The sequence below is a fragment of the Salegentibacter maritimus genome (genome assembly GCF_016236975.1).
In the GTDB taxonomy this organism is placed as follows: domain Bacteria; phylum Bacteroidota; class Bacteroidia; order Flavobacteriales; family Flavobacteriaceae; genus Salegentibacter; species Salegentibacter maritimus.
Map to the genome: position 1 here is coordinate 401578 of NZ_JAEHNY010000001.1, position 19706 is coordinate 421283.

Here is a 19706-nt window from a genome sequence, read left to right on the forward strand (position 1 = left end):
ATTGGTGCTAACATCGGTTGCACCATCTACCGGACTGCTAATTGTAGTACAATTTGGAATAGTAGCTATAGTTTCCGTGGTAAAACTTATTTCTGGACATCCTGTGGCATTGCCAATAGCATTATAAGGAGTAACCGAAACATAGATTGTGGTGTTTTCAGGGAAATCGGTTGTAGGGCTATAACTAGTTGTTGTAAGGTCGGTATTATTTACCAGATCATTTCCTCCTGGATTTGTTCCAATTTTTATATAATATCCATCGGCATCTTGTACAGCATCCCAGCTAATATTTTCACTGATACTAACCTCGGTTGCACCGTCTACCGGACTGGTAATTGTAGTACAATTTGGAATAGCAGCTATAGTTTCTGTGGTAAAATTTATTTCTGTACATCCTGTGGCACTTCCTACCACATTATAAGGAGTAACCGAAACATAGATTGTGGTGTTTTCAGGGAAGTCGGTTGTAGGGGTATAACTAGTTGTTGTAAGGTCGGTATTATTTACCAGATCATTTCCTTCTGGATTTGTTCCAATATTTATATAATATCCATCGGCATCTTGTACAGCATCCCAGCTAATATTTTCACTGATGCTAACCTCGGTTGCACCGTCTACCGGACTGCTAATTGTAGTACAATTTGGAATAGTAGCAATAGTTTCCGTGGCAAAGCTTATTTCTGTACAGCCTGTGGCATTTCCTACCGCATTATAAGGAGTAACCGAAACATAAATTGTAGTATTCTCAGGGAAGTCGGTTGTAGGGGTATAACTAGTTGTTGTAAGGTCGGTATTATTTACCAGATCATTTCCTCCTGGATTTGTTCCAATATTTATATAATATCCATCGGCATCTTGTACAGCATCCCAATTAATGTCCTCATTGGTGCTAACATCGGTTGCACCATCTACCGGACTGCTAATTGTAGTACAATTTGGAATAGTAGCTATAGTTTCCGTGGTAAAACTTATTTCTGTACATCCTGTGGCACTTCCTACCACATTATAAGGAGTAACCGAAACATAGATAGTGGTGTTTTCAGGGAAATCGGTTGCAGGGCTATAAGTTGTTGTTGTTGTTGTCAGGTCGGTATTATTTACCAGGTCATTTTCCCCTGCAGTTGTTCCAATATTTATATAATATCCATCGGCATCTTGTACAGCATCCCAGCTAATATTTTCACTAATGCTAACATCGGTTGCACCGTCTAGCGGACTGGTAATTGAAGTACAATTTGGAATAGTAGCAATAGTTTCTGTGGTAAAACTAAATTCTTTACAGCCACTGGCTGTCCCTTCAGCATTGTACGGTAGTATGTTAACATAAATTACCGTATTAGAAGGTAAGTCTGAGGGGATATCGTAAGAGTTATTATTTCCACCGGTAATATTTATATTATTTACAATATCGGTATTTCCTGCACTGGTGCCAACATTTAGATAATAACCATCTGCACCATTTACCCGAGTCCATTCTATGTGAGTACTCACAGCCACATCTGCAGCCGATGGTGCTGGCAGACTAAGTTCGTTACATTCAGGAATTGTAATATTGCCTCCGGTGGTAAAGGATTGAATAGTACATCCAGAGTTTAATGGTCCATCAGAGAAATATGGTACCACAATAACATTATAGGTAGTATTAGGAGCAAGATTATTGCTAAAATTGTAATTACTTGTTTTTCCTACATCAATATTGCTTAAAAGGTTATTGGCCTCAGCATTGGTTCCTACACTTAATAGGTAACCACAAGCGCCAAAATCATCTTTCCATTCAAGTCCTGTATTTATAGGGACACCGGTTTCATCATTGGCCGGATTAACCACACTTGTACATGACTTGTTTGTACCTTGAACATCTACAGTAATATCATTTCGTATTAAAAGTAGGTTCTTTCCGTTGGTTCCGGGGGGATTATTATTTTCAAATGGCACCAAATCACTTGTGATTTCACAATGGTATACACCATTATCACATTCGGACACATTATATAAAATTAAATTAGGCTCATTTGGTGCATCGGGAATTGCTGTACCATTTTTAAACCATTGATAGTTATTTTGATTTCCTCTAACTGTAGTATTCAATGTAATAGTGTCATTAACATTGGGAGTATACGATTCTATTGAATTTACTTTTGCTTGTGGAGCGTAGGTATATTTTCTAAAAAGGACAATGGAAGGTATTTTGGTCCAATATGTACTCAATAATTGTACATAGGTATTATGTTCATCTTCAAAATCTCCAAAATGAAAGTGGTTGTTATCAAATTTTAATTCAAAATAATTGGTTTTTCCATCTAAGGCCAATGAAGCAAAATCTGGAATTTTCCCCGACAAGAGATTATAACTTACATCCAGTTCGTCTGAAGCTCTTAAAGCTCCGTTTGTTTGCCAAATGTCGTGATATTGATCTATAATATTGGTTCCAGTAAAGAGGTTGTGGTGTAAAACCAGATTCCCTAGTGAACTATTTTTAGTAATATTAAGTGATTCAATTTGATTATTGGAAGCATCTAGAGAGCTTAAGGCAATATTCTGTGTTATATCCAGACCCGTACCGGTAAAAAGATTATTAGCTATATTAAGATTTTGCAATTCCCTGTTTTGAGTAACATCAAGATTGGCGATCTCATTATTTGAAAGTGCTAGCCTTCTTAGAAGTATATTTTGCCTAACATCAATGTCTGACAACATATTATAAGATGCTGTTAATTCTTCTAAAACTTTATTTTCGGTAACATCTAGTGATGTAAGTTGGTTACTCTGAACATTAATATTGGTTAGTGAACTATTTTGGGTTACATCTATATTGGTCATGTGATTTGACCTTGCCACTAAAACTTTTAATTGTGAGTTTTTTGTGATATCGATATTTGTAGGGGAGGAGCCACTTTTATTTTGAATATATAAAGTCTCCAGCATAGCAGCATTTTCAAAAGAAATAGTATTAATTAAATGATTGCTTATTCGTATGTCCTTAAGCGAATTTGTTTGTGGTAACTGTATTGTTTGGGTGTTTGTAGTTTGGAGTCTTAGCTGTTCTAAAGCAAGAAAATTAGAAACGTTTACATTAGTAATATTTCCGCCCTGGCAGCTTAGCGTTTTTAAGCTGTTTTGGTTGTTTGGGAGTAGGGCATTAATTGTTAATGAATTATTGAAGTTGGTGCTCAAAAAAAGATGTTCTAGGTTATCATAGTCTGAAAAATCTACATTAATATTAGAACGTAGTAGCATATATATATCCCTAACGGTATTTGTATTGGGATATATGACGCTAGATAGATTAAAGAAGTTATATATTTCTATTTCTTCTAAAAGAGTGTTTGAAGAAAGATCTAAAGAAGTGATAGGCGCATTGTTGGTATTGCCATTAGAGCGCGCAATAATTATTTTAAGTTGGGTATTTGCAGAAAGATCTAGATTTGCGAGGGCCATATTACCGCTAAACCTCAATTCTTCTAAATTAGTTAATGTACTTAATGGTAAAGTTGCAAATTGATTTCCGTTAAGGTCTAATGAAAGGATATTTACAAAAGCCTCAAGTCCTGAGAAATCTGTGATGTTGTTTACAGAGACATCTAATGTTGTAACATTAGTAGCATCTGAATTTAAAATATCTCCGGTAATTCCATTTGTATCTATACCCTCGGCAATTAAAAAAGCTTCAAAATTGGCATCGGGCACAGGCGTAGTTTGTGCAGTCAACATTGTATTAATTATAAGTACAAAAACGGAGCTGAAAATATATTTCATCAAAACAAAACTTATTCAATTCAAATGGTTATTGTTAATTCTAAAAATGTTGAATGGCTTAAACCTTTATTTAGCGCCTGAATGATTGATGTAAAAGTCAACATTAAAAAGAAAATGAGGTCTATTGAAAACGCTACATAGTATCTACTTTATGAATTTTGTATATACATACTATCTACAATTATTTTTAAGTACTGATAAACAGTTCTTTGAAATTAGAAACACGATGGGAAAAGAGACCATTTTAATTGTTTTAAGCCTGATTCTTTTCTATTAGTTTCTATTTTTGTAGATACAACGCAGCATATCATTAAATGAGGATTTTTATATTTCTAGCCCTTTTATTATCTGGAACGCTTAGCAGAGCGCAAAATATTTTGGAAAGCACAAGGCAGGCACTCGATTCTGTAGAGTTGCTTCAAATGCAAAACAAGACGCAGGAAGCAATTGAAAGCTTAAAGAATACGATTTATAGAACCAATTCGGCTGACGATCTTGCCTATCTATATGCTTATCAAAGCGGCCTTTACGTTTCCAGAGATAGCCTTTTAATGGGGAAGAAACTATTGGATCTTAGTTTTGAAGCTGCGGAAAAGGCAAAAAATAATACTTCTAAAGCTGTAGCCTATAGGGCCAAAGCTTATCTAAACTATCATCTTAATTTGCCCGATGATGTGGTGAAAGATGCTCTAACCGGGTTGCAGTATCTAGAGGAGAATAATACCGATTTAACAACAAAATACTATCTAAATTATCTTTTATATAGCACCTACAGTAGGTGGGGAGATGAAGAAAAGATGGAAAAATACATCTTAAAATGTAAGAAATATGCTATTGATGCAAGAGATATCAATTTACAGGTAAATGTAAATAACGGAATGTCCAGTATGTACCTGGCACGTTATAGAGAAACCAGGAAAAAAAAATTGTTAGATAGCACTTTTCAATATCTAAGAAAATCATTTGAACTTCAGCAATCTAACCCAAAAGAAGTAAGTGGCGATACATTTGTAATCACCTGTATCAATATTGCAAATTTTTATCTTGAATGGTCTAGCGAACCCATGGAAGTTCGTAAGGAGAAAGCATTTTATTACCTCAAATTTGCCGAAGATAAACTTGAAAAAGATGAAGCTTCTTCAGAAAAATGGATCAATGTACTTGGTATAAAGAGTGGCTTTGCCAAAAAAGAGGGAAATGTAGGGCTTGCAGAACAGTATCTTTTGCAGGGCTTGACTTTACTAATGAACGATAAAGGAAATTATTTTAAGCTGGAATACAGGGTAAACAAGGAGCTTGCAGCTATAGCCTTAAAAAGAAATGACTTAAAATCGGCTTTAAATTACCAGGAAAGGGCAGAAGAACTATTGAAGAAGTCTTTTGACGAACAGCAGTTGCTAAATGCTCAAAAGTTGGAAATACAATTTGAAACAGAAAAGAAAGATCAGCAGCTTAAATTGCTGAAGGAACGCGAAACATTTCAAAAAAGACAAAATTATCTCTATGGTGGCATTGCGCTTGCATTGCTTTTTGGGCTTGTATTTATGTTTGTATCATATCATTTTAAGTTAAAGTATTCTATTGAACGTGAAGAAAAACTGAAACGGGAAAAAGAAGAAAGCGAACATAGGGCAAATTTGAAGCTAAAATTTGAAAAGGAAGAGCAGTCTAGATTAAAGGCCGAACAGGAACTTTTAAATATTAAGCAGCAACAGTTAGAAAAAGAATCATTGGCAAACTCTTTACTTATCGAGTACAAAAACGATATGTTGCAACAAATAAAATCGAATATTCAGGAAGGTGATACAAAAAAAATACAAAAGTTACTAAAGGAAGAAATGCTTTTGGCTGCTGATTTTGAAAATATTAAAACACAAATACAAAAAGTTCATCCCGATTTTTTTAATCAGTTAAATGCATTGGCTGTAAAGAAACTAACACCCTTAGATCTAAAATATTGTACCTATCTGTACTTAAAAATGACTACAAAGCAGATTGCACAAGCCTTACATATAGAACCTCAAAGCGTTAGGATGTTTAAATATCGTTTAAAACAAAAATTTGGTTTGAGTAAAGATATTGACCTGGATGATTTTTTGGCTAACTTAACTTAAAAGTAAAGCTTTAATTATATTCCTTTTCAAAGTGCCGTGTCCTATTTTAGAATCAATTGGCATATATTTTATTATTCAATATCAGGAGACCAATGGGGATCCAGGGATTTATGATGCCCTTCGGGGCATTTTCCATATTCAGAAGTCGTGGTGTGCCAGTGTTTACTACAATAAAATTTATTACACATAGTACAAAAACCAGCCATATCATAGAACTGCTGTCTAATTTTAATAGAGTTGTAGGGTTTGGTAAAAGCATCAATTATAGCTTTTTTCCGATTCAAATCAATTGGATCTCCAATATACCCATTACTACCACCTGGCCCGGTGTATAGTAAGTAATTTAAGCTGAAATCTCGATATTTTTCATAAAGCTCATAGTCCTTTATATTCCAGTTAACAGCATCCTTTGGATAAGCATTTGGCTCAACAATCTCAATTTTAGCAGCCGTATTACCACATTTTGAACACTTAAGATCCTGGCAGGTTGATTTGATTTCATCCTTTTTATTCCTTTTATCCTTTAAAGGATTGTGAATCAATTTAAATGTGCTCCAAAATCTACTCATATTAATCTATCGACTAAAACTATATTAAAAAATTAGCTGGTCTTTTTATAGCCATTTTGCTTCAACTTCCATTTCAATAAGTTCAGCCATAATATTGTCTTTTGCATAGCACAATGTAACTTTTTTTAAATTTGGGAAGTGTTTTAAATCTTCAATGCTTGTAATGTTCCAATAGTCTTCATAACCTTCGCATTCCAAACAGGTATTCAAGTAAATTTCATTACCACCATCCTGATATATTTCGGTAATTTCACCGGCAAACCTCATGGGAATTGGGAGCTTTTTTAAGTAGTCTAATGCTTCAGGGATTGGTTCAAATCGTTCTTCTTCAGTATTTATTGATCGCTTTTTATACCATCTAATAAACTCATAGATGTCAAATTTGGGTAAAAGGAGTTCTCTTTCATACATCAAAATTTGGAGAATGCAAAGCTTAAAGTTAAAGTCGGTAAAATTGATTTCGGGTTCGTTTAGAGGTTGTATTTTGTACTTATTTTCCGGTATTTTAAAATATTTATTATACCAAATATTCACAGCAAAAGCTTTGTTATCATCGGGGAGTTGTAGTTTGCCCACATTCCAAAAGCCTTGCAAATAAGTTTTTTCAATAGATTTCTGTTCTTCAATAATAAACAATTTGTTATTAAGAAACAATGTGCCCTTAAAAAGCTTCTTTGGTGAATTTTTTAATCTTTTGCTATTTGAGTAGATACATTGAATGCTATGTATAGAGCCTAGGGATTCTAATGCCTTTATTCCCAGAGAATCCCAAACATAGGTTTTCGTAAAAGTATATTTTTCATCGGTCAGCACTTGGTTGGGCTTCCCAAAAAGTCTTTTTAGTTTATTTAGTTGAATAGGATATTCAATGGAAACCCCGTTGATTTCTAAATCTTGCTGTGTACAATAAATACATATATTTTTATCTTTTTTGCTAAAAATGTTTATCATTTTGGCTTTTTTAGAACACGGTTTGTGAAATGAGGTTTCATTTATAAGGAATGATTATATTTTGGAACCTTTATAATTTTTTCTTACCAGGACATTAAACTCTTTTTTTACTTTATTAAAAGGATATTGCTGAGCATTCGCCATTGCTTTAAGCTTCTTATTCACAATTCTTTTTTGCTTAATTATTCTATTTGTAATAACAATTAACCAAATAGCTAATATTAGAAGTATAACAATAGCAATAACAACCAGAATGTTTGTTGGTAACTTATTCTTTATACTACGCATAATGCCTGCAGCCGGCAACAGAATAATAAGGGGGATCTTTACTGAATTACTAAATTTATTATACCGCTCGTATTCGATTAGGAGAACCTCCATTTCTTCTTCTTTGAAATTGGGTAAATACTGAAGCTCTATTTTTTTATTTCTATGCATCACGGATTTCTAATTTATGGCAAAACGTACTACAATACGGTAGGTACGGTCTTCTTTTGTGTAGAATGCTGAGTCTGGTCTTTCTTCATAGTTATAATCGGATACTACTAGTATTTTACCAATCTTTTGCCCTATTACATTAGCTATTACCTCTGCATTTTTATTTGCATCTTCTAAAGCTTTGCTAATTATATCTGATTTATTTGTGAGAGGTTTGTAAATCACCTTTTCATGTAGCTTATAACTCCACGAGTCTATCTTTCCTAAAGACTGAATTTTTTCTATTTCATTTTCATCGGTTGTTTCTACCACATAGTCAGTATGTTGTCTGTTTTTGGAACCTTCATTTTTAGCGGTGTCGCCAATATGAACCTGATTTCTGTCTAAGCCTAGTTGATCTAATTTTTGTAAAAAAATCGTTTTCCTATTCTCTAATGCAAGCTCGGCATCATTTCCATAGGTGGTTGTGTTGCTTATTCTAATGGTTGCTTCATAGTGCTTCACGTCTCTTTGATATGTAGTTTGTCCGGCAGCTTCTATATATTGTGGGTTTATTTGGGCCGAAGCAATAAACACTGTAAACAAAAGAATGAATGATAAATGCATATTTTTCATAATAAATGATTTAAAAGTTAAACTTTCCTTCAAAATAGGTTCCTATAATTGGGACGGGTTTTAAAGCTTCGTTATTGGCTGTGATAATTCCTAAAATGATAAATATAAGTGGGACTAGTCCTAATAAAAACAATATAACACCCGAAGAAGAAAAAACATTTGCGATAAACCCAAGTATTATATTTAGAATAACGCCAAAAATGAAGATGCCCATACTTTGCCCAAGATGATACGAAGCGAGTTCACTTTTTGAATCCTGGTTCTTGTTGGAAAAGTAAGCAATGATCCAACCTATAATGGTAAGGTAAGATACAATTGAAATAGTTTTTACACTCATAATTAATTGGTTTTAAGTTTTTATAGCGAATTTAAAGGTTTGCCAATCTTCTTGTTATTTTGGTTAGCTACACTTTGTCTACAAGTTTATATATATAGTTTACATAGCATCTACATAATCTAATATTGCTTTCTACTGGAGGCTGTAAGCTTTTATATTCAATAAAAAAATTAGAACCTACTTGCCGGGTGTTTTATACAAGTTATTCCTATCTAGAATGAAAATATTGTTTTCTAAAGCATCAATTGCATAAGAATCCCCTATGAACAAGACATCTTTATCTGTTTTTGTTAGAAAAGGGGAGACTTTCTTTCTGTTTTCATCTATTTCATAGACAAATTCAGCCCTATTTTTAGAAAATGATTTGGAGGTAGTGATTAGGGCTTTTTTGTTAGTAAAAGTAATATCTGTAATATTTGGGTTTTCCGGAACTGCAATTTTGTTCCAGTTCTTTCCAGCATTATGGGTGTAAAGAAGTGTACCATTTACCCCTCCTACAAAACCCCTATTTGCATTTTTGAATGCAATGGAGTTTAATGCTGCTGTTTTGAGAATCAGTTCCCAGTTAGTACCTCCATTTTTTGTTACAAAATATTCTCCACGAGATGTTACAATACTTAATTCTTCACTGGAACTTATATGAAAATCTGTTATGGCTTCACTATTTTTTAATGCTTCGCTATTATTGAAAATTTCCCAACTTTTTCCTCCATTATTTGTTTTTAATATAACGGGCTTATTGTTGCGCTCTCCAGCAATAAAGCCAATTTTATGGTCAAGAAAACGAATTTTATAGAAGTCAGTTTTTGAAAGAGAATTTTTATCTTCAAAAAGAAATTCCGAATTATAAACACTCCAGTTTTTTCCTAAATCTTTACTTTTGAATATATATTTACTCTCACCAACAATAAAAAAGGTGTGACCGGAAAATGCAACTGAATGAAAGGTATTTGCAAATTTTGAAAAACGAAATTCCTGCCAGGAACCACCACCATTTTGAGTAACTCTAGCCCTTAATCCTGTTCCTCCAACCAAAACACCAATATCCTCTGTTTTAAATTTAAAGCTGTTATAAAAGTGAAATCCTTTTTTTTTTACACTGTTAATTATAGAAACATTCTGTTTACTAACTTTATTTGTAAAACTATATTTCTCCCGGTTAATAGTATTAAGGCTACTAAATTCTATTTCGGGAGCTTCTTCTATATTGATGTAATTATTTTCTGAACACGAGAAGAGAGTTGGTATTAATGCTATGAATAGAATGATATACTTTTTGGCCATGCTTTATAAATCCTGACTAAAATAATTGGTGTAATTTGATAATTGGAGACTGGTAAGACATCCTTAAGACGATTTACTTTTTATGCTTCCTTAATAGCTCCTGTAAAGATACCTTTGAGCTTTTGAGGTTATCATTTAAATTTAAAAAGGGTTCTATTGTAAAGTTAATAGTATCATTGGCACTAAACACCCAATAATTACCCTTAAGCCGGCCATTTTTACTTTTTATATTGTGCCCGGGAATATGATTTATGTAGAATTCATTCTTTTTAGATTTGTACCAAATTCCCATAATGGACAAATCGTTTGCACTCTTGTATTTTAGTGTAAGATATGGCCTTATTAAAACCTTATGGGTTTGTGTTGTCATTTCTTCAGGAGTAAATTTTAGATCTTTTACAAGAAAATTATCTAATGCTTTTGACCAGGGTGTCCTATTTTGTTTCCAGTTATAAAGACTATCCCATTGCTTTAAAACAAGGGCTTCATCATTTTTTGATTGAATTAATGCAAATAGGTTTTCCTGAAAAATTTCTATTTTTTGCTCCTGGGGAAAAATACGAACTTCAGTTTTATCGGCTGCAATCCGTTCATTTTCTATGCTAAAGAAAGAACTTAATATAAAAAAAAGTAATTTTATTTCTTCCATAGTTTTAAGTTTTACGAATTCTGTTTTTGTAATAACACCGTAGGCAAAACTAAACAGAATGCTCTCCCTTACTTTTCTTTTACATTACCAAATCGTCTACAACCGTAGAAATAATATATACAAAGCGTTTACATTTTTAATATTTGTTGAAAGGTTAGCGATAAATATTATGACAAATCAATCGTTTCTTTTTAGAACAGTCTCAATATAATTATGAGTGGTTAAATACTCTTTCTTAAGATCTCTAAGGTATTCTATTATTTTGTTCTGATTGGGATAATTTGGGTTCAAACAGTCTTTAAATGAATTATCAGTAACAATTAAAATTAAGTACCAACGGCCGGTTCGGGATGTATGGGCATCTTCAAGAATTGTGCTATTTCCTTTTGATTTAAGACCGGCATCAATCGCAATCGGAATCAAATTAATTGTTTTAGAAACTCTTTCCCTTTCGTAGAATGAAAGGAAATAAGTATTGTTATCAATAGAAACCGGAATATTTGATTCAACATTAATAAACCCTAAATCATACTTTGCATTAATGAATTTATAAAACTCATCAGAATCTTTTGGGTCTTCAAAAACGAAACCATATTTACGAGGAAGGTCTCTTTTGAATTTTTTTGCTTTAACTAATTTATCTTTTTCAATATTAGGTGCTACCCTTATTGGAATACAGGAAAACATGAAAAATGAAATAATGATGGCTATAAGCTGACGCATTGTTATTGTTTTAAGCTATAAACAAATATAGTCATCTAATGACTCCACGAAATTCTAACAGTTAATAAGAACAATGTTAAATCTGTCTCATATGGAAATCCTGTGCTGGTTTGCAGCTTTTAGTAAATTAGGTTCACCAGGCTTCGACTGTTTTTATATTAAAAAAGAACCAAAAACTTCTTGGCATATGATAAGTCTAAACTAGACATAACCAAGTAAATTAGATTAAATAGAATTGAATAAATGAAAACAATTTTTAACAAGAATATTCGGGAAGAACTAATCGATAGAATTGAGAAAATAAGTGAAGATCATAAGGCTGAATGGGGTAAAATGAATTCTATCCAAATGCTTAAGCACAATACGTATTGGAACAAATGGATTCTTGGAAAAGAAAATCATACCTATAAACAGACCTTTTTAGGAATAATTTTTGGAAAAATAGCTTTAAACAAAATGATAAAAGATGAAAAGTCTTTTGACAAAAATATTCCCACTTCCGAGCAGTTTAAGGTTAAGGAATTGACTGGCAAAATCGAACCTGAAAAGTCACACTGGATCTCATTAATTAAGGAATACGAAAATTTCAACAACCCTGACTTTATCCACGATTTTTTTGGCAGAATGACAAAAGAGCAAATAGGAATATTAGTTTACAAACACACCGACCATCATTTAAGGCAATTTGGAATATAAAAAAAGCTAATGCACAAAAAAATATAACTACAATTATGTTATATTCGACTAAATCTACAGCAAAATCGGGATTAGCTTTACCGATTTTGCTTTGGAATTACTTACAGATGTGCCTCTTAAAAATATTAATTTTAAACTCCTAAGTGCCAATTATACGAGACCTCGCATAATAATAGATAATGAACAAACTCTTAACAATTTTACTTCCAATTTTTCTATTTCTGTCCTGTAAAAAGGACAAGCAATCAGAATTGCAGTTTTATTCAGAAAACCAAACTTCATTCTTCAGTTTGAGAAATGGAGACTGGACAAAGAACTCTTGGATTAGAAAACCTGAAAATCTAAAAATGGTTCACGAATCATTTAAAAAAATTGGATATAGCAAACTTGAAAATCTGATTTTGAAATACGAAAACGAATTTTTAATTCAGGATATTTATATAAAACGAAACTTTGAGGATCTAATCGATAGTTTGGAATTGACCCATGATATGCCTGAAATTCAAGGAGAATATTACGCTGAATTTTGGAATCGTAGGAGGGCAGAGAATAATGATTCAATTGTTTATGAGATTATTCAAGAGATTAATTCAATGAAATCTGATAAAAACCAACTGAATTATGAAAATCACTTTGTAAATGACACTTTAGTTGATCTTTTAAAAATTGAGTTAAACAAGGATAATCTGGATTTAAAAAAAGCGGAATCCGATTTTTATACATTAGTAAAATATGGACTTAATCAGTCGGGTTATAACCTACTTTATGAGCGATCAGAATATTCGAAATTTGAATTAGACCGAGAAGAACTAAAAAAGAAATTGACAAAAGCGACGGAATTTAAAGAACCTTGGCTTATTGACAATGAAAAATAAAGTATTTTAAGTTACTATGTATAAATGTAATTAAACCATAATCCACTACCTCAGTAGCTAAATTAGGACAGGCTGTCTCAGTATATTGGGAATTGTCAGGTTTTAAGTTTAACTGATAAACATTAAATTTAGTTACACAAAGGCTATCTATAAGAACCTTTCAAATATTTAAAAAACTAAATGAACATAAAACATATTCGAATAATAGTTTTAATCTTTATGAGCTTTCCCATTCATGCTCAAACTAATATTTCTATAACTATTGATGATGTTCCAAATACGAGAAATTTTAAAAAGAACAATTATCAATCGGTTTTGTTACAAAAATTAGATTCACTAAGAATACCAATTGCTATTTTTATAAATGAAAAATTAATTTATAAGACTGACTCAGTAAATAAGAACTTTGAATTATTAAACAATTGGATTCAACGAGATTATGTAACCGCCGGAAATCATTCTTTCAGTCATTCAAGATATTCAGATATAGGATATCCTTTTTTCAAGCTTGATATTGAGAAAGGGGAGGGCATAACAAGGGAGTTGACTAAAGTATACAACAAACCACTTCAATATTTCCGATTTCCTTACAATGATTTAGGTAAAGATACCACTCAACACAAACAGATTGGTGCGTTTTTAAAAAAGAAAAAATACATTTCTACACCTTTTACAGTAGAGAGTTCTGATTGGATGTTTAATTATGTATACGAACACTATCTAGAAAAATCTGATCTTGAATCAGCTGCACAAATAGGAAAATTATATGTCAATAAAACAATAGAGTATTTCCAATTTTTTGATTCTCTTTCTACTCGTCTTTATGGTAGAAAAATCAATCAGATTTATTTATGTCACGACAACTTAATAAATGAAAATTATCTACCTGAAATAATTGATAAGCTCAAACAACAGGGAAACAATCTCGTCACTCTTGAAAAGTCACTTGAAGATAAAGTCTATGAGCAAGAATCACATTACTATAAGAAAGGAGGAATATCCTGGCTTTATAGGTGGATTCCTACAGAAAATAAAAGAATGTATTGGATGAAAAATGAACCAAATATGGATAGAATCATTAATTTATATAATAGACTGGTGAACCAGGCTAAGGCAAACAATAAATGAAATATATGGTGTTAAAGCTGATAATGCACCAATGCCTCTACAGAATCATTAAATGCCAAAATAAAAGCCTTTAGAGCACAATTAAGAGGAGTAAGAAATACCGAGTTCTTCCTATTTAGACTCGAAAAATTATTTGCTTAAAAAAGCAAAAACCCAGAAAATGGTCTTGATCCGTCTTGATCCGATATCAAACCATATCAAATGATATCGAAAAAACAAAAAACACTGAAAATCAATAGATTAACAGTGTTTTTATATCCTTTTAAAGAAGGTTCGTAGGGGTGGCAGGAAGTTTTTTAGGCTTCACAAGATCTTTAAAACCGCGACTTTGTATTCTAAATTCTGGATATATTCACCGAATCATTCACTAAAATAGAAAGAACAATAAGACTCATATAATTTGATCATCTTTGGTGTTATAAAGATAGAATAAAAATTAAATACTTGATAATAAAATACCCGATTATTAATCGCTCATAAATATTTAAATTGAAATTAAGGTAATGCTCTTTTTATTTTATATTAACACCGAATTTGTTACTCTTATTAATATTTTATGTTTCAAAAGAATATCTCCATTTTTTTCTGATTGGAAAAGAAAGTACTGTTAAGTTGCGAAATTCCAGCTGAAGTTATTAAGTTTTAAAGTAGTCAAATCATTACGGAAAATAGCAATTTGTTCCTATGCTGTGTTAAACTTTTTAAAAAGAGTCTTTCTAGGATAACTTATTTAATTATTAACCGTATTTAATAATTCTGCTTCTGAAGTTTTAATTATTTCTTTTTGAAATTCCTGAATAGCATTTTCAGTAGCTATGTTTTTTCGTTAGCCTTATAGAATAAAACGATGGTCAAAACAATGGAAATAGTGCGTTGCGCTTCTACATCAAATGTACCTATACAATATTTTCAGGTAGCTTACCTGCTCTCCATAGCATAATGTGAAGAACTTGTAGCTTATGGAACTTAGTGTTTGTATGAAATCTTAATCCCAATAATAACTTCAATTCTCTTTTATTAAAAACTGCATCCTACGTGTAACGTTTCAGGTTATTTGCATTTAATACGTTATAAAACTTATTTCAATATCAATAGTTTATTTAACATTTGTTAAATTATCATTATATTAGCTATAACATGTAAAAATATAATTAATAAAATTAAATATCATGACTATAATATGATAATATTTAAACATTATAAAATGAAAAAAATCTACAAAGAATTCTTAACAGTATGTATCATTAGTCTTTTTACCCTATCTCTATCTGGACAAGAGAAATTATTTGAATTTGACAAAAAGCAAAATGTGGAATTAAATCAGAGTCAGGAGACAAAACTCTTAAAAATCAGAGCCTCCACAGCATTTACCGATGAACAACTCGTTACCTTAAATACAATTAATGATGTAATCGAGGGCAATACGGTATATCTTAATTTACCTAATTCAGAAACAAACCTGGCATTTGTTTACAGTAATATTATTTCTAAGGACAAAGCTAACTTCTCTTGGCTGGGAACTTCAAAAACAGATGTTAATGGTAGTTTACTCTATGTGAAAAAAGGATATAAAGTTTTTGGTCAAGTAAACTATAAAGGTGAGGTTTGGGAATTTACCGATTTGGGAGAAGGACTTCATGTACTTTATCGTCTCAACGATAATTTATTAAAAGGTGACTGCGGAATGGTGGACACAACAACGAAGTCGGAATCCAGATCTGAATCATTTTCGAGAAGCGTGGAATGCGCACCCCGTGGCGAGGTAAGCGTACTGGTGCTTTATACTCCAAATGCAGATGCCAGCGTACCTGACATCGATGCCACCGCAAACCTGAGCATAGCTCAATTGCAACAAGCCTTGAGCGGTTCACAGGTAGATGTAAGCCGATTAAATGTGGAATTGGTTGATGTCTTGCCATTGGCATTTAATGAATCTGGAGATATAGTAAATGATGTAGGCGATCTTTCAGCCAATGTAAATGCTCAAAACCTAAGACAAACTAATAATGCAGACCTTGTATTGCTGTTGACTGATGGTAATTATGGGACTATTGTCGGCATAGCAGATGCAATCAATGCTGATTTTCAAACAGGTTATGCTATAGCCCAAGCAAATTCGGCAACTGGCAACCTTACCTTTGCCCATGAACTTGGACACCTGTTTGGAGGGCGTCATGATAATGATCCCACCGGCACCATAGAGCATGGTTACGTAATGAATAGTACCCGAGGTACCATTATGGCTCGACAACAGCCTATCGGGGGAGGTCAAAATCGAATATTACGATTCAGTAATCCAAACGTTTACTTTGGGGGCCAAGGCACGGGTACATTTTCCTTTAACGATAACAAAACAGAATATGAAAACAACGGCCCAGCGATTGCCGATTTTTTCCCTAATACAATTCCTCAGATTTCAACTTCTATAGATGGTCCATATTCCGTTTGTGAAAATACATCCGCTACTTTTGAAGCCGAGGTCAATTGTGGGCAGCCCTCGTATACCTATCTTTGGGAAACCTCCCAAAATGGAATTAATTGGGACGTTGTCGGAACTAGTTTTAGTTATACATATAATGCTCCTTATCAAATGAACGGGAACTTTAATTTCACATTGCGATTGACCGTGACCGATGCAGCGAACACGATTACGGTAAGTCAGCGAACGATTACTGCTGTTGATCCACCACCTGGTTTCGCCTGTGCTCCATACCGTATAAATGCACCAGAAACGGTGGACACTTTTATAGTATATCCTAATCCCGCGAAAGGTTATGAAGAAATTACCGTAGAGTTTGATAAAAAATTGAAAAATAATGCTGTTCAAGTCAATATAATTGACTTTCAGGGACGAACGTTATATCGGCATAAAATCAACGAGTTGCGTACTTCAAACAAAGAACATATCAAACTAGATTTTGGGCTTAGTTCGGGTTTGTTCTTTATACAAGTAAACTTTGCCGACGGTTCCTCTGAAGCCAAAACCGTTCAAATCTTAAACTGATGAAAAAGATAGTTTTAGTACTGCTGTCCATAGGAATGCTGCTTTCATGTAGCAATGATGACGATGATAATCTATTGACCGAATCGCCCAACCCAATAGATTCTGGCTTGGCTAGGGCTCAAAAGAATGGTAAAGATTGGCAATCACATATTTATGCTATTCAGCGAAATGAAACATCGAATTACTTCGGAATTATTCTATCTGTTTATGATGGTGAAGGTATCAGAAGACAATCCCTAGGTTTTATAAATCTTGAGAAAGATACTTTGACAGCAACAGTTAAGCCCTCCTCTAGCACTGATGATCGCCTAAACGCTGCTCTTTTTGCGACATTAGCGGCGGATGGTGATGTGCTTTGTGATGTTTTTGAGGTGTATGAGCCAGATTCCCTTACTAACACCATTACCATTACAGAGTTCAATGAGCGGACCAAGGAAGTTAGGGGTAAATTTAATGTAACTTTTATTAAAGACACTGAGCGTAGGCCCTGCGACCCGAATGCCCCTGAATTTATCCGTTTTACTAATGGCGAGTTTCATACCGAATTAATAAATGATGAAGAACTTGAAAATTAATTTTCATATTTAGAGACTATGTAACCACCTTTTTATTGCTCTAAATACTGCAAGTTGGAAGTATCAAATCATAGTGGAATTGGGTAGTACAATTAAAATGGTAATATTTTTTCGTCTTGCAATTATAATGACTTCAAATTGACCGATTCCTCTCTGCCCATTTTAAATTTTATTGAGACAGAGTCTAAAAGAATGGGAATAATGGATAATCTCGTATCTTTAATATTCAAAGAAATTAGGATTAAAATATTATGGGATTATTCTTAACGTATACAACAGGGAAAAGATTAAAGGGTAAGTTTTAAAAATTAATGGCAATACTTAACTACATTTTGACAGCAACATTAAACCATTATTCTACAATACTCCCCATCTGTAAGACAGTTTAAGGATATTTATAATTATTTATGGGGAGTGTAATGTCAACTCTGTCTGATCTTTCAATTCCCCTGGGGTTAGCCTCAAGGGAATTTTCATTTATAGCTAGCGGTATCCCTATCTCCAAATTTAATATAAAATTGCTGAATGTAAGGCTCCAATTGTATAATTGGGCTGTCCATTTCTTCTCAATATTCTTTGTCACCAGATAGCCTAGTTTAAGCAGGGACATTGTTAGAACAGCGAAAACCAGATAAGAAATAACAATTCACCATTTTTAAACCTTTTACGAATGAAAAACAGAAACATGTTCAGCAAATAAACGAAGAAAAAGCATATTGAATTAATTGATGATTCTCAAAATATCAATTACACTTGCGGCCTGGCATTGTAGCCTTCCCCAATTTAAGACAGGGCTAAATTCAATAAATTTTCATTAATATCATTCGATTCGGGGAAGAATTCTTCCCCGAATCGAGGTTTGTATTCCCTTGGTGATTTATTGCCCAGGGATTGATGCGGATGGTTATTATTGTAATCTTCCATCCATTTATTGCTTAAAGAACGCAATTGATGTAAATCATTAAACCAGTAAGCATCTAATATATCTTCTCTATAAAATCTATTTAAACGTTCTATATACCCGTTTTGCATTGGCTTACCTGGCTGGGTATACCGTATTTCCACACGTTTTCTATTGCACCATTGACTGAATGTTTTAGAGATAAACTCAGGGCCATTATCACAACGGATAGTTTGTGGTAATCCAATTTCTTCTTCTAATTGTTCTAAAGTCTCCACTAGCTTTCTAGCAGGATAGTTCAACCCTGGATCTACAGCCAGTACTTCTCGGTTGCAATCATCAATTATATTTAAGACACGTACCTTTCTGCCATCAGAAAGGACATCTGACATAAAATCCATACTCCAAACCTGATTCAATTGTTCAGGGGTCTCTAAAGGATGTTTTACCCTACCTGTAATGCGCTTTTTATGTTTGCGCCTTAGCTTAAGCTTCATCTGCCGGTATACTCGTAATACCCGTTTCCGGTTCCACTTATGGCCTTCGCGACGTATTCGTTTATAGTATTCATCAAAACCTCTGGTGGGCAACTCAGTGGCCAATTCAGAAAGTTTATCGATTACCTCATAATCGTCTCGCTTAGTCTGATAATACCACATCGAACGGGTTAAACCTACTACATTACAGGCTCGTTTTATGGAGACCTGGTACTCCTTGATCAAATAAACCGCTCTATGCTTCTTGTCGGAAGGCCTTAGAACTTTTTTGACAGTATATCTTTCAGCATTTGGTTATCTAGACTGGCATCGGCATACATCTGCTTGAGCTTGCGATTTTCTTCTTCCAACTCCTTAAGCCGTTTTAGCTCACTAGTTTCCATTCCACCATATTTCTTACGCCAATAATAGATAGTGCTTTTATCAATACCCAGTTCTCGAGCGATATCACCAACAGCTCGGCCTTGTTCGTTTTCTTTCAAGATCTTGATGATCTGACTTTCTGTAAATCTACTTTTTTTCATCGGACAGTTTATCGTTTTTAAAATTAACAATTTCGAATTTTAAACTGTCTTATTTTTAGGGAAGGCTACA

The 19706-nt window shown here is 33.2% G+C and carries 15 protein-coding genes and 2 pseudogenes; 7 read left to right on the top strand and 10 right to left on the bottom strand.

The features are described 5' to 3' along the window. Window positions 1-3756: immunoglobulin domain-containing protein (locus tag I6U50_RS01910; RefSeq protein ID WP_317192007.1), on the bottom strand; the 3756-nt coding region annotated here is incomplete at its 3' end. A 314-nt stretch (window positions 3757-4070) separates the two neighbouring features. On the opposite strand from I6U50_RS01910, the gene I6U50_RS01915 reads away from it, so the two are divergent. Continuing rightward, entirely contained in the window at window positions 4071-5870 is a 1800-nt protein-coding gene (locus I6U50_RS01915; RefSeq protein WP_198637641.1) for a helix-turn-helix transcriptional regulator, read from the top strand. A gap of 71 nt (window positions 5871-5941) precedes the next feature. Here the strand turns inward: I6U50_RS01915 and I6U50_RS01920 are convergent, their stop codons facing one another. The 8 genes from I6U50_RS01920 to I6U50_RS01955 form a co-directional block, all read right to left on the bottom strand. Further along, entirely contained in the window at window positions 5942-6439 is a 498-nt protein-coding gene (locus tag I6U50_RS01920; protein WP_198637642.1) for a hypothetical protein, read from the bottom strand. A 45-nt stretch (window positions 6440-6484) separates the two neighbouring features. Next, window positions 6485-7390 carry a DUF6892 domain-containing protein gene (locus tag I6U50_RS01925; RefSeq protein WP_198637643.1) on the bottom strand — a complete coding sequence of 302 codons (906 nt, stop codon included), beginning with the start codon at window positions 7388-7390 and terminating at the stop codon, window positions 6485-6487. A gap of 54 nt (window positions 7391-7444) precedes the next feature. Next, a complete protein-coding gene (locus I6U50_RS01930) occupies window positions 7445-7828 on the bottom strand; it encodes a hypothetical protein (RefSeq protein ID WP_198637644.1) in 384 nt (127 codons plus the stop codon). A 9-nt stretch (window positions 7829-7837) separates the two neighbouring features. Then, complete coding sequence (locus tag I6U50_RS01935; RefSeq protein ID WP_198637645.1) at window positions 7838-8443, bottom strand: SIMPL domain-containing protein; 606 nt, start codon at window positions 8441-8443, stop codon at window positions 7838-7840. 10 nt (window positions 8444-8453) lie between these two features. Next, on the bottom strand, window positions 8454-8780 hold the full coding sequence (locus I6U50_RS01940) for a DUF4870 domain-containing protein (RefSeq protein ID WP_198637646.1): 327 nt from the start codon (window positions 8778-8780) through the stop codon (window positions 8454-8456). A 177-nt stretch (window positions 8781-8957) separates the two neighbouring features. Then, on the bottom strand, window positions 8958-10064 hold the full coding sequence (locus I6U50_RS01945; protein ID WP_198637647.1) for a WD40/YVTN/BNR-like repeat-containing protein: 1107 nt from the start codon (window positions 10062-10064) through the stop codon (window positions 8958-8960). Between the two features lie 73 nt (window positions 10065-10137). Continuing rightward, window positions 10138-10713, bottom strand: a complete 576-nt coding sequence (locus I6U50_RS01950) for a hypothetical protein (protein WP_198637648.1) — start codon at window positions 10711-10713, stop codon at window positions 10138-10140. Between the two features lie 177 nt (window positions 10714-10890). Next, a complete protein-coding gene (locus tag I6U50_RS01955) occupies window positions 10891-11436 on the bottom strand; it encodes a hypothetical protein (protein WP_198637649.1) in 546 nt (181 codons plus the stop codon). 243 nt (window positions 11437-11679) lie between these two features. Between I6U50_RS01955 and I6U50_RS01960 the strand changes: the two genes are divergently transcribed. The 6 genes and pseudogenes from I6U50_RS01960 to I6U50_RS01985 all read left to right on the top strand — a co-directional run bounded on the left by I6U50_RS01960 (window position 11680) and on the right by I6U50_RS01985 (window position 17714). After that, complete coding sequence (locus tag I6U50_RS01960; protein ID WP_198637650.1) at window positions 11680-12132, top strand: DUF1569 domain-containing protein; 453 nt, start codon at window positions 11680-11682, stop codon at window positions 12130-12132. Between the two features lie 179 nt (window positions 12133-12311). Then, window positions 12312-13007 carry a hypothetical protein gene (locus I6U50_RS01965; protein ID WP_198637651.1) on the top strand — a complete coding sequence of 232 codons (696 nt, stop codon included), beginning with the start codon at window positions 12312-12314 and terminating at the stop codon, window positions 13005-13007. Between the two features lie 180 nt (window positions 13008-13187). Then, complete coding sequence (locus I6U50_RS01970) at window positions 13188-14135, top strand: polysaccharide deacetylase family protein (RefSeq protein WP_198637652.1); 948 nt, start codon at window positions 13188-13190, stop codon at window positions 14133-14135. Window positions 14136-14174: 39 nt separating this feature from the next. Beyond that, window positions 14175-14276 (top strand): annotated as a pseudogene (locus tag I6U50_RS15880) (transposase); the annotation flags it as partial. Between the two features lie 1063 nt (window positions 14277-15339). Further along, window positions 15340-17139 (top strand): M12 family metallo-peptidase, encoded by a 1800-nt coding sequence (locus tag I6U50_RS01980; RefSeq protein WP_198637653.1) that lies wholly within the window; start codon window positions 15340-15342, stop codon window positions 17137-17139. Next, window positions 17139-17714, top strand: coding sequence for a hypothetical protein (locus I6U50_RS01985; RefSeq protein WP_198637654.1), 576 nt, complete (start codon window positions 17139-17141; stop codon window positions 17712-17714). The genes I6U50_RS01980 and I6U50_RS01985 overlap by 1 nt, the downstream gene beginning before the upstream one ends. 783 nt (window positions 17715-18497) lie before the next feature. Here the strand turns inward: I6U50_RS01985 and I6U50_RS01990 are convergent. Then, window positions 18498-19636: pseudogene (locus I6U50_RS01990) on the bottom strand (IS3 family transposase). Between the last annotated feature and the right edge of the window lie 70 nt (window positions 19637-19706).